The following is a 16309-nucleotide window of genomic DNA, read 5'->3' as shown; positions in this document are numbered from 1 at the left end:
GGTGGCGATACCATAGAGGCCCGTTCGGCCCGCCGCCGCCCCTTCACGACGCGGCAATATTGGCGGTTACAATCGCGACGAGTGCCGCTAGGGAATGGGCACTGGGCGCGCGTGTCTGAGAATCAAAATTAGGGGAAAATGCGATGGACAGCGGCAGCAAGGTGCAATTTTCGGATCGCGAAGCCCTGCTCTACCACGAATATGGTCGCCCGGGAAAAATCGAGATCGTCGCGTCGAAACCGATGGCGACGCAGCGCGATTTGAGCCTCGCCTATTCGCCCGGCGTCGCAGTGCCGGTGAAGGCGATCGCCGAGAACCCGGCGACCGCCTATGACTATACGATCAAGGGCAATCTGGTCGCGGTGATCTCGAACGGCACCGCGATCCTCGGCCTCGGCAACCTCGGCGCGCTGGCATCGAAACCGGTGATGGAGGGCAAGGCCGTGCTGTTCAAGCGCTTCGCCGACGTCGATTCGATCGATCTCGAGGTCGCGACCGAGGATCCGCAGCGCTTCATCGAGGCGGTCGAGCTGCTCGAGCCGACCTTCGGCGGGATCAACCTCGAGGATATCGCGGCGCCCAACTGCTTCATCATCGAGGCGGCGCTGAAAGAGAAGATGAACATCCCCGTGTTCCATGACGACCAGCATGGCACCGCGATCATCACCGCCGCAGGGCTGATCAACGCCTGCCACCTGACCGGGCGCGACCTGTCGACGGTCAAGGTCGTCGTCAACGGCGCGGGCGCGGCGGCGATTGCTTGTACGGCGCTGATCAAGTCGATGGGTGTGCGGCACGAGAATGTCATCATGTGCGACCGCAAGGGCACGATCTACCAGGGCCGCACCGAGGGCATGGACCAGTGGAAGTCGGCGCATGCAGTGCCGACCGAGGCGCGCGACCTGACCGAGGCGCTGATCGGCGCCGACGTGTTCCTGGGCCTGTCGGCGGCGGGCGCGCTGAAGCCCGAGATGGTCAAGGACATGGCGCCGGCGCCGATCATCTTTGCGATGGCGAACCCCGATCCCGAAATCTCGCCCCCCGACGCGCGCGCGGCGCGGCCCGACGCGATCATCGCGACGGGGCGTTCGGATTTCCCGAACCAGGTCAACAATGTGCTGTGCTTCCCCTTCATCTTCCGCGGCGCGCTCGACGTGCGCGCGACCGCGATCAACGAGGAGATGAAGATCGCCGCGGCTTACGCGATCGCCGACCTCGCGCGCCAGCAGGTGCCCGAAGAAGTGGCGGCGGCCTATGGCGGGCGGGCGTCGAGCTTCGGCCCCGAATATATCATTCCCTCGCCCTTCGACCCGCGGCTGATGGAGATCGTCCCCGCGGCGGTGGCGAAGGCCGCGATGGACACCGGCGTCGCCGGGCAGCCGATCGCCGACATGGCCGCCTATCGCAACACGCTGAAGGCGCGGCTCAACCCGACGACCTCGGTGCTGACCCTCGCCTATGAGGCCGCGCGCGCCAATCCGAAGCGCGTCGTCTTTGCCGAGGGCGAGGAGGAGGTGGTGCTGCGCGCGGCGATCCAGTTCCGCGACGGCGGCTATGGCATTCCGGTGCTCGTCGGGCGCGAGGGGCTGCACGACAAGCTCAAGGAGATGGGCGTCGCCGACCCCGAGAATTTCGAGGTCCACAACAGCGTCAATTCGCCGCACGTGCCCGAGATGGTCGACATGCTCTACGAACGGCTGCAGCGGCGCGGATATCTGCGCCGCGACGTCGAGCGGATGGTCAACCGGGACCGCAACATCTTCGGCTCGCTGCTGCTGAAGCTGGGCCTCGCCGACGCGATGATCACCGGCACGACGCGCACCTATTCGCAGACGATGCGCGAGGTGCGGCGCGTGATCGACCATGCCGAGGGGCAGACCGCGTTCGGCATCCATGTCCTGGTCGGCCAGCATCACACGATCTTCATGGCCGACACCACGGTCAACGAGCGCCCGACGGCGCAGCAGCTGGCCGATATCGCCGAGCGCACCGCGCAGGTCGCGCGGCGCATGGGGCATGAGCCGCGCGTCGCCTTCCTCTCCTATTCGACCTTCGGCAACCCGCCGGGATCGTGGCTCGACAATATCCGCGAGGCGGTGGCGATCCTCGACGCGCGGGGGCCGGGGTTCGAATATGAGGGCGAAATGTCGCCCGACGTCGCGCTCAACCCGAAGGTGATGGCGAACTATCCCTTCTGCCGCCTGTCGGGACCCGCGAATGTGCTGGTCATGCCCGGGCTGCAGTCGGGCAATCTGTCGGCCAAGCTGCTGCGCGAACTCGGCGGCAGCGCGGTGATCGGCCCGATGCTGATCGGGATGGAAAAGCCGGTGCAGGTCGCGACGATGGCGTCGCCGGCGTCGGACCTGGTTACGCTGGCGGTGCTCGCCGCGGGCGGGATCGCGGAATAGGATTCCAAAGGCCCCATTAAAGGTCCTCCCCTTGGCGTAGCCATGGGGAGGTGGCAGCGCGAAGCGCTGACGGAGGGGTAATAGAGCTAGCGTCGAGACCCCTCCACCACCGCCTGCGGCGGCGGTCCCCCTCCCCAACGCTTCGCGATGGGGAGGACCTATAATTTACGGCCCGGTGTTGCCGCCGGGGGTGCCGCCCATGCCGGGGGCGCCGACCGCGCCGATATTGCCGAAGATATCCTCGAAGAAGCTGCGTTCGCGGCCCAGCGTCGGGGTCTTGTCGCCTTCGGGGCTGATCTTGCTCACCAGCTCGAGCCCGGTGCGGTCGACCGCGACGACATTGCCCGCAGGATCGAAGCGCACGCGCAGCACCTGTTGCGCGACCGGGCGCGGGTTGGCGAAAGCGAGCTGGCGCGTCTCGCGCGAGACATAATAATATTCATTGTCGCTGAACTGGCCGACGAAGGTCGGGCGGCCGAGCGTCTTTTCCACCGATTCGCGATTGTCGACGCCCGGCGCAATCGCCTCGGTCAGCACGGGGTCGACGACATAGCCCTGGCGGCCCTTGAGCTGTGCGCAGCCGCCGCTGGCCAGCGCGAGCGCGACGGCGCCCAGCAGCAGGGGCGCCCGGCGGGCCGAAAATTTGGTGGTGATATGCGGCATCAATGGTCTCCGTTGCGCGTGCCTTGCCGCTCGCCCCCGCGACTGCGCTTGTTGTGGGGCCTCTTAGCGCCAAGCGGGCGCGGCGCACAAGGCCTATGGCATGCCCGCTTGTGACGCAGCAAAGCTTGCTGGAGCCTGACCGGCGGGTCTTTTCGCCGCACGCAAATACGCCTAAGCACGGCGCATGATTTCGCTCCGCAACCTGTTCAAGCCCGCCCCCGACCCGCGCGAGGCGCGCCGCCCGTTGTGGGATGCCGTGGTTCGGACCGCACGCGCACCGCACTGGTATGTCGAGGGCGGCGTCCCCGACACGCTCGACGGGCGCTTCGACATGATCGGCCTGGTGCTGGCGCTGGTGCTCCACCGCATCGACGAAGATCCCGGGCAGGCGCTCGCGGGCGTGCAGCTCACCGAATTGTTCGTCACCGACATGGACGGGCAGATGCGCCAGATCGGCTTCGGCGACATGGTCGTCGGCAAGCAGATCGGGCGGATGGTCGGCGCGCTCGGCGGGCGGCTCGGCGCCTATCGCGCGCCCGACGGGTCCGAGGAGATGCGCGCCGCGCTGTTGCGCAATTTGTGGCGCGGGCAGGCGCCGGGCGACGCGCGTCTGGCGCATGTCGCGGCAGAGGCGGCGAAATTGCGCGCTGCGCTCGCGGCGATGCCGGTCGACGCGCTGATCGTCGCCGACCGGTTGCCGGACGCCGCATGAGCGCCCCCGAATATTCGCACGTCGTGACGCTGATCGAGGCCGGCCAGGGGCGCGACGTCGAGCTCGCCGCCGATGACGCGGCGCGCGCGCGGATCGCGAAACGGCTGGACTTGGTCGAGCTGTCGCGTTTCGAGGTGACGGCCGCGGCGCGCGTGGTCGCGGGCGGGATGACGGTGCGCGGCGAGGTCCGCGCCGCGCTGGTGCAGAGCTGCGCCGCGAGCGGGCTGCCGGTCCCGACGACGGTCGCCGAGCCCTTCGACCTCAAATATCTGCGCGACATGCCGGCGGGCGCCGAGGATGAGGAGATCGAACTGGGCGCCGAGGAGATCGACATATTGCCGCTCGAGCACGACCGCGTCGACCTGGGCGAGGTCGCGGTGCAGACGCTGTCGCTCGCGCTCGATCCCTATCCGCGCCACCCCGACGCCGACCGCATCCTCGCCGACAAGGGCGTGCTGAGCGAGGAGCAGGCGGGACCGTTCGGCGCGCTCGCGGCGCTCAGGGGCAAGGTGACTTAGGGCGCTTCAAGCTTCACCAGAGATGGTGCGCGGGATCGCAGATGCCGGTAAAATTTGTTTCGCGCAAAGACGCAAAGATGTCGTGCCGACCGCGAAGCGGCTTCATCCCTTCCACTTGGCGATCGGACGCGGCGAGGATGAGAAGGCGGCCTTGCGGCCGCGCACTGCTTCTTCTTGCCTTTGCGTCTTTGCGCGAACCGCGCCTCTCGCTGGGCCGCAATTATTGGGGCGTATCCGCGTCATTCGGCGTGTCGTCGTCGCCCTTTGGCGGGTCGGTGAGGAGGTCGGCGACCGCATCGTCGAGGCCCGATCCCTTCTTTTCGGGCGCGTCCTTCTTCTTTGCGGCCGGCGCGGGCTTTTCGCCGCCGGCTTCGGCGGCCGCCTTCTCGTCGCGCGTCGGGGGCAAGCTGCCGCCGAGCGCCTTGGCGAGGCCGACCAGCTGCTCGCCGATCACCCCGTCGACCGCGGGGGCGATTTCGGGGACCTCGAAGCGCATATAGCCGCCGACGACATAGTCGAAGCGGATCGCCGCGCCGGTCGGCGTCTCCTTGATCTGGATCGTCAGCGTGCCGGTCAGCGCCTCGCCCTGCAGCGGGCCGAAGGCGCCCGAGAGGCGGAGCAGTTCGTTCGGCTTGGCGAAGAGGATGCGCGCGTGCTGGACGCTGCCGAGGCCTTTGCCGGTGTCGGGGAGCTTCTCGCAGAAGCAGCCGCCGGCCTGCGAATCGAGCCAGAAATTGGCCGCGTCGCCCGACCAGCTATGCTCCTTCGACCACCATTTCTGGGGCATTTTGAGCATCTTCCACACATCTTCGGGGGTCGCGGCGACCTGCGCGGTGTGCGCGACGGTGAAGCCCGCTTCTCCCTGGTCGATGACCTTGGCCTCAGCGGATTGCACGCCGAAGGCCGCCAGAGCCGCCGCTGCGATCGTCGTGGAAATTCTCATCGCCCGTCCCCTTTGGCGCCGTTCATAACCGGCGCCGGGGACGCTGGCTAGGCCGTCGCGGCGCTGAGGATCGTTTCGATCGCGTCGTTGACGACGTCGATGTCGGCCATGCCGTCGACGCGGGTCACGATGCCGCGGGCGTCGTAGATCGGCAGGATCGGTGCGGTCTTGGCACGATATTCGGCCATGCGCGTGCGCACCGTTTCCTCATTGTCGTCGGGGCGGCGCTTGAACTCATCGGAGCCGCAAACGTCGCAAACATCAGCCACCTTGGGGAGCTTGTAGCGGTCGTGATAGCCCTCGCCGCATTTGGCGCAGCTGAAGCGGCCGGTGATGCGGTCGACGAGCGCGTCCTCCTCGACCACCAGCTCGATCACATGGTCGAGCTTGCGGCCGCGGTCGACAAGGATCTGGTCGAGCGAGGCGGCTTGCGCCGCGGTGCGCGGATAGCCGTCGAAGATCACCGAGACGTCGGGGCCAAGCTCGTCGAGGCGCTCGCCGATCAGGCCCGAAACGATCTCGTCCGAGACCAGCTCACCCGCGTCCATCACTGCCTTGGCCTGGACGCCGATCGGCGTGCCCGTCTTGACCGCGGCGCGCAGCATGTCGCCGGTCGAGAGCTGGATCATGCCATGCTCGTCCTCGAGCCGCGAGGCCTGCGTTCCCTTGCCCGCTCCCGGCGGACCCAGAAGTATGATGTTGAGCGTCATGAAGGCCCCTGTTTCCCTGCCCCGTTCGAGATTCGCGTAGCGGGCCGATCAGCGGCGCGCAACGCCGCCTTTCAATTTGGCCTTCTTGATGAGGTCGCCATATTGGTGCGCGAGCATATGGCTCTGAATCTGGGTGATGGTGTCGATCGTCACGTTGACGATGATGAGCAGGCTGGTGCCGCCGAGCTGGAAGGGCAGGCCCGACCGCGCGATGAAATATTCGGGCACCAGGCAGATCAGCGCCAGATAGGCCGCGCCGATCACGGTGATGCGCGTGAGCACATGGTCGAGATAGGCGGCGGTATTCTTGCCTGGGCGGATGCCGGGGATGAAGCCGTTCTGGCGCTTCAGATTGTCGGCGGTTTCCTCCGGATTGAAGACGACGGCGACGTAGAAGAAGCAGAAGAAGATGATGCCCGCGGCGTAGAGCAGCATGTAGAGCGGCTGGCCGTGCGCGAGATACTGGTTGAGCGTAATCAAGAAGTCGCCCGACGCGCTGTCGCTCGTGACATTATTGCCCATGAACTGGGTGATGGTCAGCGGCATCAGCAGCAGCGACGAAGCGAAGATCGGCGGGATCACGCCCGCTGTGTTGACCTTCAAGGGCAGATGGCTCCGGTCGGCCTGCATCACCCCGCGCTGGGTCGCGCGCTTTGGATATTGGACGAGCACGCGGCGCTGTGCGCGTTCCATGAAGCTGATGAAAGCGATGATCGCGACCGCGCCGAGGATCACGGCAAAGACGGTGCCGCCGCCCATCGAGCCTTCGCGGACCTGGCTGAACATCTGGCCGAAGCTGCGCGGCAGCTGCGCGAGGATGCCCGCCATGATGATCAGCGAGACGCCGTTGCCGATGCCGCGGCTGGTGATCTGTTCGCCGAGCCACATCAGGAAGAGCGTGCCGCCGACGACGCTGATCACGGTGGTAATGCGGAACAACATGCCCGGATCGAGCACGACGGTGATGCCCTGCGCGCCGGTCGATGCCTCGGCGGTGAGCGCGAGGAAATAGGCCTGGATCGCGGTCAGCGCGACGGTGCCGTAGCGCGTATATTGATTGAGCTTCTTGCGCCCGCTCTCGCCCTCTTTCTTGAGCGCGGCGAGGCTGGGGGCCAGCGCCGCGGCGAGCTGCACCACGATCGAAGCGGTGATATAGGGCATCACGCCGAGCGCGATGATGCTGAGGCGCTCGAGGCTGCCGCCCGAGAAGGTGTTGAAGATGTCGAGAACGCCGCCCGAGGCGGCCTGCTTATACGCCTGCGCCAGCGCGACGGGGTCGACGCCCGGCAGCGGTACGAAGGACAGGAAGCGGAAGACGATCAGCGCGCCGATCGTGAACCAGATGCGGTTCTTGAGTTCGGTCGCCTGGCCGAACTTCGAGAAGTTCAGGTTGGAAGCAAGCTGGTCGGCGCGAGAGGCCATGGGTATTTTTCCTCGGATTTCCGGACCGCGCCCCCCGCGACCCGGCGCCTATGTGCGTTCGGTGGTCGTGAAGCGCAAGGGGAAAGGCCCGATTCAAATGCGTCGGGGGCGGCGCGGCCCGGTGCCGCGCCGCCTCCGAAAATCATCAGGCCTTCTTGGCGGCCGCTTCGGCCTTGCGCTTGGCTTTCTTGCCGTCGCCCTCGGGCTTGGGCTCGGGCAGTTCGACCTTGCCGCCGGCCTTTTCGACCGCCTCGATCGCGCCCTTCGACGCGCCGGCGACCTTGAAATTGAGCTTCGCGGTCAGTTCGCCCTTGGCGAGGAGGCGGACGCCGTCCTTGCCGCCGCGGGCAACGCCGGCGGCCTTGAGCGCGGCGTGATCGATCACGCCCTTGGCGTCGAGCGTCTTGGCGTCGATCAGCTTCTGGATCATGCCCAGATTGACGATCGCGAAGTCCTTGCCGAAGATATTGTTGAAGCCGCGCTTCGGGATACGCATGTGGAGCGGCATCTGGCCCCCCTCGAAGCCGTTGATCGCGACGCCGCTGCGGGCCTTCTGGCCCTTCTGGCCACGGCCGGCGGTCTTGCCCTTGCCCGAGCCGATGCCGCGTCCGACGCGCATCCGGCCCTTGCGGGCGCCGGCATTGTCGCTGAGTTCGTTAAGCTTGATAGTCATAGTTGCACTCGCTTTCGCTATGTTCGCGCTGGGAACCGCCCTGCCCCTTTCGAAAAGGCGCTAGTCCGGTTGGATTTCACTCGACGGCTGAAAGCCGGGATAGGGCCCGGCCTTCTCCATCACGATGGCCTGGGCGACATAGCCGCGGCCATCGACACTGGTAATCGAGGGGCCGCCGTGAAGCTGCCACCCCCGGTTGAGCAGGCCTTCGACGCGGGCGCAAAAGGCGCTGTCGTCGGGGCCGGTCAACAGGCGGTAGAGCTTCACCGCTCCTCAGCCCTCGATGACTTCCACCATGTGCGGAAGCTTGCGGATCATGCCGCGCACTTCCGGGGTGTCGACCAGTTCGACCTCGCGGTGCATCTTGCCCAGGCCGAGGCCGGTCAGGATGGCGCGCTGGCCCTTGGGACGACGGATCGGCGAGCCGATCTGGCGGATCTTGATCTTCTTGTCGGCCATGGTCTTACTCCGTCACCGCCGCGGCTTCGGCCTCGGCTGCGCGGTCGGACGCACCGCCACGCTTGATCAGATCCGACACCTTCTTGCCGCGACGCTGCGCGACCGACTTGGGGCTGGTCTGTTCGCCGAGCGCCTCGAAGGTCGCACGGATCATGTTATAGGGGTTCGAGGTGCCGACCGACTTGGTCACCACATCGGCAACGCCGAGCGATTCGAACACGGCGCGCATCGGGCCGCCGGCGATGATGCCGGTACCCGCGGGTGCCGAGCGCAGCGTGACGTTGCCGGCACCGAAGTGGCCGCGGCCGTCATGGTGCAGCGTGCGGCCGTCGCGCAGCGGAACGCGGATCATCGCCTTCTTCGCGGCGGCGGTCGCCTTCGAAATGGCTTCGGGCACTTCGCGCGCCTTGCCATGACCGAAACCGGCGCGGCCCTTGCCGTCGCCGACGACGACGAGCGCGGCGAAACCGAAGCGCTTGCCGCCCTTCACGGTCTTCGAGACGCGGTTGATGTGGACGAGCTTTTCGATGAGCTCTTCGCCGCCATCCTCGTCGCGCGGGCGACGATCGTCGCGGCGGCCACGGCCACCGTCACGGCCGCCACGGTTGCCGCCATCGCGACCGCCGCCGCGGCCGCGGCGCGGAGCCTGGCCTTCGGTGGGGGCAGCTTCGGGAGCGCCTTCGACGTTCTGTACTTCGTCTGCCATGATTAGAACTCCAATCCGCCTTCGCGTGCCGCGTCGGCCAGCGCCTTGATGCGCCCGTGGAACAGGAAACCGCCGCGGTCGAACACGACCTGGGTCACGCCGGCCTTCTTGGCGGCGTCGGCGAGGCGCTTGCCAACGTCGGCGGCTGCCGCGGTGGTCGCGCCGGTCTTGCCGCGGACATCCTTGTCGAGCGTCGAAGCCGAAGCCAGCGTCTTGCCGGCGGCGTCATCGATGAGCTGCGCATAGATGTGGCGGCCCGAACGGTGCACCGACAGGCGCGGACGCCCGGCGGCGCGCTGGCGAAGGGCGGTACGAACGCGCTGACGGCGCTTCTGGAAAGAGGTGAGATGTGCCATGGCTTACTTCTTCTTGCCTTCTTTGCGGAAGATGTACTCGCCGCGATATTTGATGCCCTTGCCCTTATAGGGTTCGGGCTTGCGCCAACGGCGGATTTCCGCCGCGACCTGGCCGACCTGCTGCTTGTCGATGCCGCTGATCTCGATCGTCGTGTTGTCCGGCGTCTTGATCTCGATGCCTTCCGGCACCGCAAAATCGACATCGTGGCTGTAGCCGAGCTGCAGCTTGAGCGTCTTGCCCTGCGAGTTGGCGCGATAGCCGACACCGGTGATCTCGAGGACCTTGGTGAAGCCTTCGGTCACACCCGTGACCAGGTTCTGGACCAGCGTGCGCTGCATGCCCCAGAAAGCGCGGGCTTCGCGGGTAGCGTTCGCGGGCTGGACCGAGATGCTGCCTTCGGCGACTTCATATTTGATGTTGTCGGAAAGCGGCATCGCGAGCGTGCCCTTGGGCCCCTTGACCGACAGCTGGCCGCCGTCGATCGCGGCGGTGACGCCGCTGGGGATTTCCACTGCCTTTTTACCAATGCGCGACATCAGAACACCTCCGCCAGCACTTCGCCGCCGACATTATGCTCGCGGGCTTCGGCGTCCGAGAGAACGCCGCGCGGGGTCGACACGATGGTGATGCCCAGGCCGTTGCGCACGATCGGCAATTCTTTCGAACCCGAATAGACGCGGCGGCCCGGCTTCGAAACGCGCGCCACATGGCGGATCGCCGGCTGCCCTTCGAAATATTTCAGCTCGATGCGGATGCCCTTGTGCTGGCCCTTGGCGCCCAGCGATTCTTCGCTGTAGCCGCGGATATAGCCTTCGCGCTGGAGCACATCGAGAACGCGGACGCGCAGGGTCGAGGCGGGCGTGAGAACGCTGTCCTTCTTCGCCTGCTGGCCGTTGCGGATGCGGGTGAGCATATCACCCAGAGGATCGGTCATTGCCATCTTGCGTCTTCCTTACCAGCTCGACTTCACAACGCCGGGGATCAGGCCCTTGTTGGCCAGATCGCGGAGCTGAATACGGCACAGCCGGAACTTGCGATAATAAGCGCGCGGGCGGCCGGTCATCTCGCAGCGGTTGCGGATGCGGGTCGGATTGCCGTTGCGCGGAACTTCCGCCATCTTGAGGCGCGCGATCAGACGCTCGCCTTCGTCGAGCGACGTGTCCGCCGCGATTGCCTTCAGCTTCGCATAGCGGCCGGCGTATTTCTTCACCAGCTTCTTGCGACGCTCATTCTTGTTCACGGAACTCAGTTTCGCCATGACTTAAGTTCTCTTTCCTTCTTGAAAGAGCCTGCCTGGTCCCGAAGGATCAGGCGGCTTCCTTTTCCTGCGCTTCGATCGGGAAGGGGAAGCCGAACAGCTTGAGCAGTTCGCGGGCTTCTTCATCCGTGCGAGCGGTGGTGGTGACGATCACGTCCATGCCGCGCACCTGGTCGATGCGGTCATAGTTGATCTCGGGGAAGATGATCTGCTCTTTCAGGCCCATGGCATAATTGCCACGGCCGTCGAAGCTGGTCGCCGACACGCCGCGAAAGTCGCGGATGCGCGGCATCGCGATCGTGATCAGCCGATCGAGGAATTCGTACATGCGTTCGCGGCGCAGGGTCACCTTGCAGCCGATCGGCATGCCTTCGCGCAGCTTGAACTGTGCGATCGACTTCTTCGCCTTGGTCACGACGGGCTTCTGGCCGGCGATCAGCTCCATTTCGGCTGCCGCGGCTTCGACCTTCTTCTTGTCCTGCGTGGCTTCGCCGACGCCCATGTTGAGCACGATCTTGTCGATCTTCGGCACTTCCATCGCATTCTTGTAACCGAATTTCTCGGTCATCGCCTTGACGATCACGTCGTCATAGCGCTTGCGCATGCGCGGGGTGTAGTTGTCAGCCATTGAGCGTCTCCCCGGACTTCACGGCCACGCGGACCTTCTTGCCGTCCCTGGTTTCAAAACGGACGCGCGTCGGCTTGCCGGTCTTGGGATCGGCGAGCGCGACCTTGCTCGCGAAGAGCGGCGCTTCCTTGCGTTCCAGGCCGCCCTGCGGGTTGGTCTGGCTCGGCTTGCGGTGGCGGGTGATGACGTTGACGCCCGCGACGACGATCTTGCCGTCCTTGGGCAGGCTCCGCGTCACTTCGCCGGTCTTGCCCTTGTCCTTGCCGGACAGGACGACGACGGTGTCACCCTTCTTGATCTTGTTCGCCATGGTCAGAGCACCTCCGGCGCCAGGCTGATGATCTTCATATAGCCGCGACCGCGCAGTTCGCGCACGACGGGGCCGAAGATACGGGTGCCGATCGGCTCCTCGTTCTTGTTGACGAGCACGGCAGCGTTGCTGTCGAAACGGATCACCGAACCGTCGGCGCGGCGCACATCCTTGGCGGTGCGGACGATGACGGCGCGATGCACGTCACCCTTCTTCACCTTGCCGCGCGGCTGGGCTTCCTTGATCGACACGACGATGACGTCGCCCACGCCGGCAGTACGGCGCTTCGACCCGCCCAGCACCTTGATGCACTGGACGCGCTTGGCGCCGCTGTTGTCGGCGACTTCCAATTGTGACTGCATCTGAATCATCGATGCATTTCCTTCTTGTTTGGCCTACCGGGATGCCCCGGCGGTTCCGTGAACTGGTGTCAGCCTTCGGCCGGGGCGGCAGCAGCCGGAGCGGCAGCGCTCTTGGGCTTGCTGTGGGTGTCGACCTTGTCGAGCACGCGCCACGTCTTCAGCTTCGAAATCGGCTTCGTTTCCTCGATGCGGACGGTTTCGCCGGCCTTGATGGCGTTGTCCTCATCATGGGCGTGATACTTCTTCGAACGACGGATGATCTTGCCGTAGAGCGGGTGCTTCACCTTGCGCTCCACTTTCACCACGACGGTCTTGTCGCCCTTGTCGGACACCACGGTGCCGGTCAATATGCGCTTCGGCATCGATAGTCTCCTTACTTCGCGGCCGAGCGCGAACGCTCGGTCTGCTGCGTCTTGATGCGGGCGATCGAGCGCCGCACTTCCTTGACGCGCGAGGGCTTTTCCAGCTGGCCGGTAGCCGCCTGGAAGCGGAGGTTGAACGCCTCACGCTTCAGTTCGCCAAGATCAACGGCGAGCTGGTCGTCGGTCTTGGCCTTGAAATCTTCGGTCTTGGCCATGTCCTTAACCCTCCAGATGCGAGGTGTCGCCGAGACGGGCGATAACCTTCGTCTTGATCGGCAGCTTCATCGCGGCGCGTTCGAACGCCAGCGCGGCCACGGGGCCCGGAACGCCGTCGAGTTCGAACAGGATGCGGCCCGGCTTCACGCGCGCGGCCCAGAATTCCGGCGAACCCTTGCCCTTGCCCATGCGGACTTCGGCCGGCTTCGACGACACGGGGACGTCGGGGAAGATGCGGATCCACAAACGGCCCTGGCGCTTGATCGCACGGCTGATCGCGCGGCGGGCCGCTTCGATCTGGCGCGCGGTGATGCGCTCGGGTTCCAGCGCCTTCAGCCCGTAGGAGCCGAAGTTCAGCGCGGTGCCGCCCTTGGCGTTGCCGTGGATGCGGCCTTTGAACGCCTTGCGGAACTTGGTTTTTTTCGGTTGCAGCATGTCAGCAGTCCTTAGCGGCGATCATCGCGCGCCGGGCGCACGCCCGACGTCTGCGCGTCGAGCATGATGCGATCGGTCGCCATCGGGTCGTGACCCAGGATTTCACCCTTGAAGATCCACACCTTGATCCCGCACACGCCATAGGCGGTGTGCGCGGTCGCTTCGGCATAGTCGACGTTGGCGCGAAGCGTGTGCAGCGGCACGCGGCCTTCGCGATACCATTCGGTGCGCGCGATTTCCGCGCCGCCCAGACGGCCGGCGCAGTTGATGCGGATGCCCTCGGCGCCGAGACGCATCGCCGACTGCACCGCGCGCTTCATCGCCCGGCGGAAGGCCACGCGGCGCTCGAGCTGGTCGGCAATGCCCTGGCCGACGAGCTTGGCGTCGACTTCGGGCTTGCGGATCTCGACGATGTTCAGCGACACGTCGCTGCCGGTCAGTTCGCCGAGCTGCTTGCGCAGCTTTTCGATGTCGGCGCCCTTCTTGCCGATGATGACGCCCGGGCGGGCGGCATAGATCGACACGCGGCACAGCTTCGCCGGACGCTCGATCACCACCTTCGAGATCGCGGCCTGCGGCAGCGTCTTGAAGATGAAGTTGCGGATCTTCAGATCCTCAACGAGCATGCGGCCATAGTCCTGCCCTTCGGCGAACCAGCGGCTGTCCCAGGTGCGGTTGACCTGCAGGCGCAGGCCGATCGGATTGCTCTTCTGGCCCATGTTACGCCTCTTCTTCCTGTTCGCGCACGACGATGCGGATGCGGCTGAACGGCTTGACGATCCGGGTCGACTTGCCGCGGCCGCGTGCGTGCCAGCGCTTCATCGAGATCGACTTGCCGACGCTGGCTTCCTGGATGACCAGGGCATCGACGTCGAGATTGTGGTTGTTTTCGGCGTTGGCGACGGCGCTGGCGAGAACCTTGCGCACGTCGACGGCCATCGCCTTCTTCGAGAAAGCGAGGACGTTCATCGCGTCTTCGACCTTGCGGCCGCGGATCAGCGCGGCGACGAGGTTCAGCTTCTGCGCCGAGCCGCGAATCTGCGTGCCGACCGACAGCGCCTCGTTATCCGCAACGCGGCGGGGGGATTTGGCCTTGCCCATTAGCGTTTGCCCTTCTTGTCGGCCGCGTGCCCGGGGAAGAAGCGCGTCGGCGCAAATTCACCCAGCTTCATGCCGACCATGTCTTCGTTCACCGACACCGGCACGAACTTGCGGCCGTTGTAGACGTTGAAGGTCAGCCCGACGAACTGCGGCAGGATGGTGGACCGGCGCGACCAGGTCTTGATCGGGGCAGAGCTGCCGCCGTCCTGGGCCGTTTCGGCTTTCTTGAGGAGATGAAGGTCCACGAAAGGACCCTTCCAGACCGAGCGAGCCATGGCTTACCTCTTCTTCTTCGCGTGACGCGACCGGATGATCATCTTGTCGGTCGACTTATTGTGACGGGTACGGGCGCCCTTGGTCGGCTTGCCCCACGGAGTGACCGGGTGGCGGCCGCCCGAGGTGCGGCCTTCGCCGCCGCCGTGCGGGTGATCGACCGGGTTCTTGGCGACGCCGCGGGTCAGCGGACGCTTGCCGAGCCAGCGGTTGCGGCCGGCCTTGCCCAGGTTGGTGTTCTGGTTGTCGGGGTTCGACACCGCACCGACCGTGCCCATGCACTCGCCGCGGATATAACGCTGTTCGCCCGAACCGAGACGCACGATCACGAGGCCGCGGTCACGACCGACGACCTGCGCATAGGTGCCGGCCGAACGGGCGATCTGGCCGCCCTTGCCCGGCTTCATCTCGATATTGTGGACGATCGTGCCGACCGGCATCTGCGACAATTCCATCGCATTGCCCGGCTTCACGTCGGTCTTCTTGCCCGCGACGACGGTGTCGCCGACCGCCAGGCGCTGCGGCGCCAGGATATAGGTCTGCTCACCGTCTTCGTACTTCACCAGCGCGATGAAGGCGGTGCGGTTGGGGTCGTATTCCAGACGCTCCACGGTGGCCGGCATGTCCCACTTGCGACGCTTGAAGTCGATGAAGCGGTACTTCTGCTTGTGGCCGCCGGCGATGCCGCGCGAGGTCACATGACCCTTGTTGTTGCGGCCGCCGGTCTTGCGCTTGCCTTCGGTCAGCGCCTTGACGGGCTTGCCCTTCCACAGCGACGATTTGTCGACGAGGATCAGGCCGCGCTGCGCGGGGCTGGTCGGATTATAGGACTTAAGTGCCATTTTCTTTGCCTTTTCCTACAATCAGACGCCGGTGGTGACGTCGATCGACTGGCCTTCGGCCAGGCGGACGATCGCCTTCTTCACGTCGCTGCGGGTGTAGGGCTTGCCCTTCCAGCGCTTGGTCTTGCCCTTGGTGACGAGCGTGTTCACGCCGATCACCTTGACATCGAACAGCGCCTCGACGGCGGCCTTGATGGCGGGCTTGGTCGCGTCGTTCGCGACCTTGAACACCACCGCGTTATTCTCGCTGAGCAGGGTCGACTTTTCGGTGATCACCGGAGCGAGGATCACGTCATAGTGACGCGCGTCGACAGTTTTTGCCTTAGCCATGGAAACGGGCCTCCAGCTTTTCGACCGCCGCGCGGGTCAGGACCAGCGTGTCGGCACGGATGATGTCATAGACGTTGGCACCCGCCGCCGGCATCGAGTCGATGCCGATCAGGTTGGCCGACGCCATGGCGAAGCTTTCGTGGACCGCATCGCCGTCGATGAAGAGCGCGCGGTTGCCGAGTTCGAGCTTGCCGAGCTTGCCGGCGAGCGCCTTGGTCTTGGCATCCTTGAGCTCGAGCGTGTCGAGAACGACGATCTTGCCGCCCTTCGCCTTGTCGCTGAGTGCCATCTTGAGGCCGAGCGCGCGGATCTTCTTGTTCAGCGAGTGGCCGAAGGTGCGGGCCCGGGGACCGTGCGCCTTGCCGCCGCCGATGAAGATCGGCGCCCTGCGATCGCCGTGACGCGCGGTACCGCCGCCCTTCTGGCGACCGAACTTCTTGCCGGTGCGCGACACGTCGCTGCGTTCGCGGGCGGCGCGAGCCGGACCGCGGCGCTTTTCGAGCTGCCACGAGACGACGCGGTGCAGGATGTCGGCGCGCGGATCGACGCCGAAGACGTCGTCGTTGAGGTCGATGTCGCTGCCGGCCTTGCCGTCGATGGTCTGTACCTTGACCTTCATGA

27 protein-coding genes are annotated in these 16309 nt (G+C 65.7%); 3 read left to right on the top strand and 24 right to left on the bottom strand.

The window, feature by feature from the left end; genetic code table 11:
- Positions 1-143 precede the first annotated feature (143 nt).
- Positions 144-2408 carry an NADP-dependent malic enzyme gene (locus AC1RNQ_RS04880; RefSeq protein ID WP_493169350.1) on the top strand — a complete coding sequence of 755 codons (2265 nt, stop codon included), beginning with the start codon at positions 144-146 and terminating at the stop codon, positions 2406-2408.
- 165 nt (positions 2409-2573) lie between these two features.
- Here AC1RNQ_RS04880 and AC1RNQ_RS04875 read toward each other — a convergent pair whose 3' ends face one another.
- Positions 2574-3071 (bottom strand): outer membrane protein assembly factor BamE, encoded by a 498-nt coding sequence (locus AC1RNQ_RS04875; RefSeq protein WP_493169349.1) that lies wholly within the window; start codon positions 3069-3071, stop codon positions 2574-2576.
- Positions 3072-3255: 184 nt separating this feature from the next.
- On the opposite strand from AC1RNQ_RS04875, the gene AC1RNQ_RS04870 reads away from it, so the two are divergent.
- Both AC1RNQ_RS04870 and AC1RNQ_RS04865 read left to right on the top strand, forming a co-directional pair.
- Complete coding sequence (locus AC1RNQ_RS04870) at positions 3256-3783, top strand: ubiquinol-cytochrome C chaperone family protein (protein ID WP_493169347.1); 528 nt, start codon at positions 3256-3258, stop codon at positions 3781-3783.
- Positions 3780-4301 (top strand): YceD family protein, encoded by a 522-nt coding sequence (locus tag AC1RNQ_RS04865; RefSeq protein WP_493169345.1) that lies wholly within the window; start codon positions 3780-3782, stop codon positions 4299-4301. Before AC1RNQ_RS04870 ends, AC1RNQ_RS04865 begins: the two co-directional genes overlap by 4 nt.
- Before the next feature lie 220 nt (positions 4302-4521).
- On the opposite strand, the gene AC1RNQ_RS04860 is transcribed toward AC1RNQ_RS04865, so the two are convergent.
- From AC1RNQ_RS04860 to rplD, 23 genes are all read right to left on the bottom strand, one after another.
- A complete protein-coding gene (locus AC1RNQ_RS04860; RefSeq protein ID WP_493169344.1) occupies positions 4522-5244 on the bottom strand; it encodes an SRPBCC family protein in 723 nt (240 codons plus the stop codon).
- A gap of 47 nt (positions 5245-5291) precedes the next feature.
- Positions 5292-5954 carry an adenylate kinase gene (locus tag AC1RNQ_RS04855; protein ID WP_493169343.1) on the bottom strand — a complete coding sequence of 221 codons (663 nt, stop codon included), beginning with the start codon at positions 5952-5954 and terminating at the stop codon, positions 5292-5294.
- Positions 5955-6002: 48 nt separating this feature from the next.
- Entirely contained in the window at positions 6003-7376 is a 1374-nt protein-coding gene (gene secY, locus AC1RNQ_RS04850; RefSeq protein ID WP_493169341.1) for a preprotein translocase subunit SecY, read from the bottom strand.
- Positions 7377-7521: 145 nt separating this feature from the next.
- A complete protein-coding gene (gene rplO / locus AC1RNQ_RS04845; protein ID WP_493169339.1) occupies positions 7522-8049 on the bottom strand; it encodes a 50S ribosomal protein L15 in 528 nt (175 codons plus the stop codon).
- Between the two features lie 60 nt (positions 8050-8109).
- Positions 8110-8316 carry a DUF1737 domain-containing protein gene (locus AC1RNQ_RS04840; RefSeq protein WP_493169338.1) on the bottom strand — a complete coding sequence of 69 codons (207 nt, stop codon included), beginning with the start codon at positions 8314-8316 and terminating at the stop codon, positions 8110-8112.
- A 6-nt stretch (positions 8317-8322) separates the two neighbouring features.
- The gene (gene rpmD, locus AC1RNQ_RS04835; protein WP_237835816.1) at positions 8323-8508 is read right to left on the bottom strand and encodes a 50S ribosomal protein L30; all 186 of its coding nucleotides are present in this window, start codon (positions 8506-8508) and stop codon (positions 8323-8325) included.
- Positions 8509-8512: 4 nt separating this feature from the next.
- The gene (rpsE, locus tag AC1RNQ_RS04830) at positions 8513-9214 is read right to left on the bottom strand and encodes a 30S ribosomal protein S5 (protein ID WP_493169336.1); all 702 of its coding nucleotides are present in this window, start codon (positions 9212-9214) and stop codon (positions 8513-8515) included.
- A 2-nt stretch (positions 9215-9216) separates the two neighbouring features.
- Entirely contained in the window at positions 9217-9570 is a 354-nt protein-coding gene (rplR, locus tag AC1RNQ_RS04825) for a 50S ribosomal protein L18 (protein WP_493169334.1), read from the bottom strand.
- Between the two features lie 3 nt (positions 9571-9573).
- Complete coding sequence (gene rplF / locus AC1RNQ_RS04820; protein WP_493169333.1) at positions 9574-10107, bottom strand: 50S ribosomal protein L6; 534 nt, start codon at positions 10105-10107, stop codon at positions 9574-9576.
- Complete coding sequence (rpsH, locus tag AC1RNQ_RS04815; RefSeq protein ID WP_058454357.1) at positions 10107-10511, bottom strand: 30S ribosomal protein S8; 405 nt, start codon at positions 10509-10511, stop codon at positions 10107-10109. Before rpsH ends, rplF begins: the two co-directional genes overlap by 1 nt.
- A 12-nt stretch (positions 10512-10523) precedes the next feature.
- Positions 10524-10829 carry a 30S ribosomal protein S14 gene (rpsN, locus tag AC1RNQ_RS04810; RefSeq protein ID WP_058806659.1) on the bottom strand — a complete coding sequence of 102 codons (306 nt, stop codon included), beginning with the start codon at positions 10827-10829 and terminating at the stop codon, positions 10524-10526.
- Positions 10830-10878: 49 nt separating this feature from the next.
- Positions 10879-11457 carry a 50S ribosomal protein L5 gene (gene rplE / locus AC1RNQ_RS04805; RefSeq protein ID WP_447765630.1) on the bottom strand — a complete coding sequence of 193 codons (579 nt, stop codon included), beginning with the start codon at positions 11455-11457 and terminating at the stop codon, positions 10879-10881.
- On the bottom strand, positions 11450-11767 hold the full coding sequence (gene rplX, locus AC1RNQ_RS04800; RefSeq protein WP_493169330.1) for a 50S ribosomal protein L24: 318 nt from the start codon (positions 11765-11767) through the stop codon (positions 11450-11452). Before rplX ends, rplE begins: the two co-directional genes overlap by 8 nt.
- Before the next feature lie 2 nt (positions 11768-11769).
- Positions 11770-12138, bottom strand: a complete 369-nt coding sequence (gene rplN, locus AC1RNQ_RS04795; protein ID WP_011543078.1) for a 50S ribosomal protein L14 — start codon at positions 12136-12138, stop codon at positions 11770-11772.
- Between the two features lie 59 nt (positions 12139-12197).
- On the bottom strand, positions 12198-12491 hold the full coding sequence (gene rpsQ / locus AC1RNQ_RS04790; protein WP_493169328.1) for a 30S ribosomal protein S17: 294 nt from the start codon (positions 12489-12491) through the stop codon (positions 12198-12200).
- A gap of 11 nt (positions 12492-12502) precedes the next feature.
- A complete protein-coding gene (gene rpmC / locus AC1RNQ_RS04785; protein WP_077031396.1) occupies positions 12503-12706 on the bottom strand; it encodes a 50S ribosomal protein L29 in 204 nt (67 codons plus the stop codon).
- 4 nt (positions 12707-12710) lie between these two features.
- On the bottom strand, positions 12711-13142 hold the full coding sequence (gene rplP / locus AC1RNQ_RS04780) for a 50S ribosomal protein L16 (protein WP_493169327.1): 432 nt from the start codon (positions 13140-13142) through the stop codon (positions 12711-12713).
- A gap of 11 nt (positions 13143-13153) precedes the next feature.
- Positions 13154-13861: a 30S ribosomal protein S3 gene (gene rpsC / locus AC1RNQ_RS04775; protein WP_077031395.1), complete on the bottom strand. Its 708-nt coding sequence runs from the start codon at positions 13859-13861 to the stop codon at positions 13154-13156.
- Between the two features lies 1 nt (position 13862).
- Positions 13863-14243, bottom strand: coding sequence for a 50S ribosomal protein L22 (rplV, locus tag AC1RNQ_RS04770; RefSeq protein WP_056341841.1), 381 nt, complete (start codon positions 14241-14243; stop codon positions 13863-13865).
- Positions 14243-14518 carry a 30S ribosomal protein S19 gene (rpsS, locus tag AC1RNQ_RS04765; protein ID WP_037556370.1) on the bottom strand — a complete coding sequence of 92 codons (276 nt, stop codon included), beginning with the start codon at positions 14516-14518 and terminating at the stop codon, positions 14243-14245. Before rpsS ends, rplV begins: the two co-directional genes overlap by 1 nt.
- A gap of 3 nt (positions 14519-14521) precedes the next feature.
- Positions 14522-15358: a 50S ribosomal protein L2 gene (gene rplB / locus AC1RNQ_RS04760; protein ID WP_058806666.1), complete on the bottom strand. Its 837-nt coding sequence runs from the start codon at positions 15356-15358 to the stop codon at positions 14522-14524.
- Between the two features lie 21 nt (positions 15359-15379).
- Complete coding sequence (locus AC1RNQ_RS04755) at positions 15380-15688, bottom strand: 50S ribosomal protein L23 (protein ID WP_058806667.1); 309 nt, start codon at positions 15686-15688, stop codon at positions 15380-15382.
- Positions 15681-16307, bottom strand: coding sequence for a 50S ribosomal protein L4 (gene rplD / locus AC1RNQ_RS04750; protein ID WP_493169326.1), 627 nt, complete (start codon positions 16305-16307; stop codon positions 15681-15683). Before rplD ends, AC1RNQ_RS04755 begins: the two co-directional genes overlap by 8 nt.
- Positions 16308-16309: the final 2 nt, after the last annotated feature.

The organism is Sphingopyxis sp. GW821-FHT12F08 (assembly GCF_058806755.1).
The sequence above is the reverse complement of the archived record's forward strand: the minus strand, read 5'-3'. Positions and strand labels throughout refer to the sequence as shown.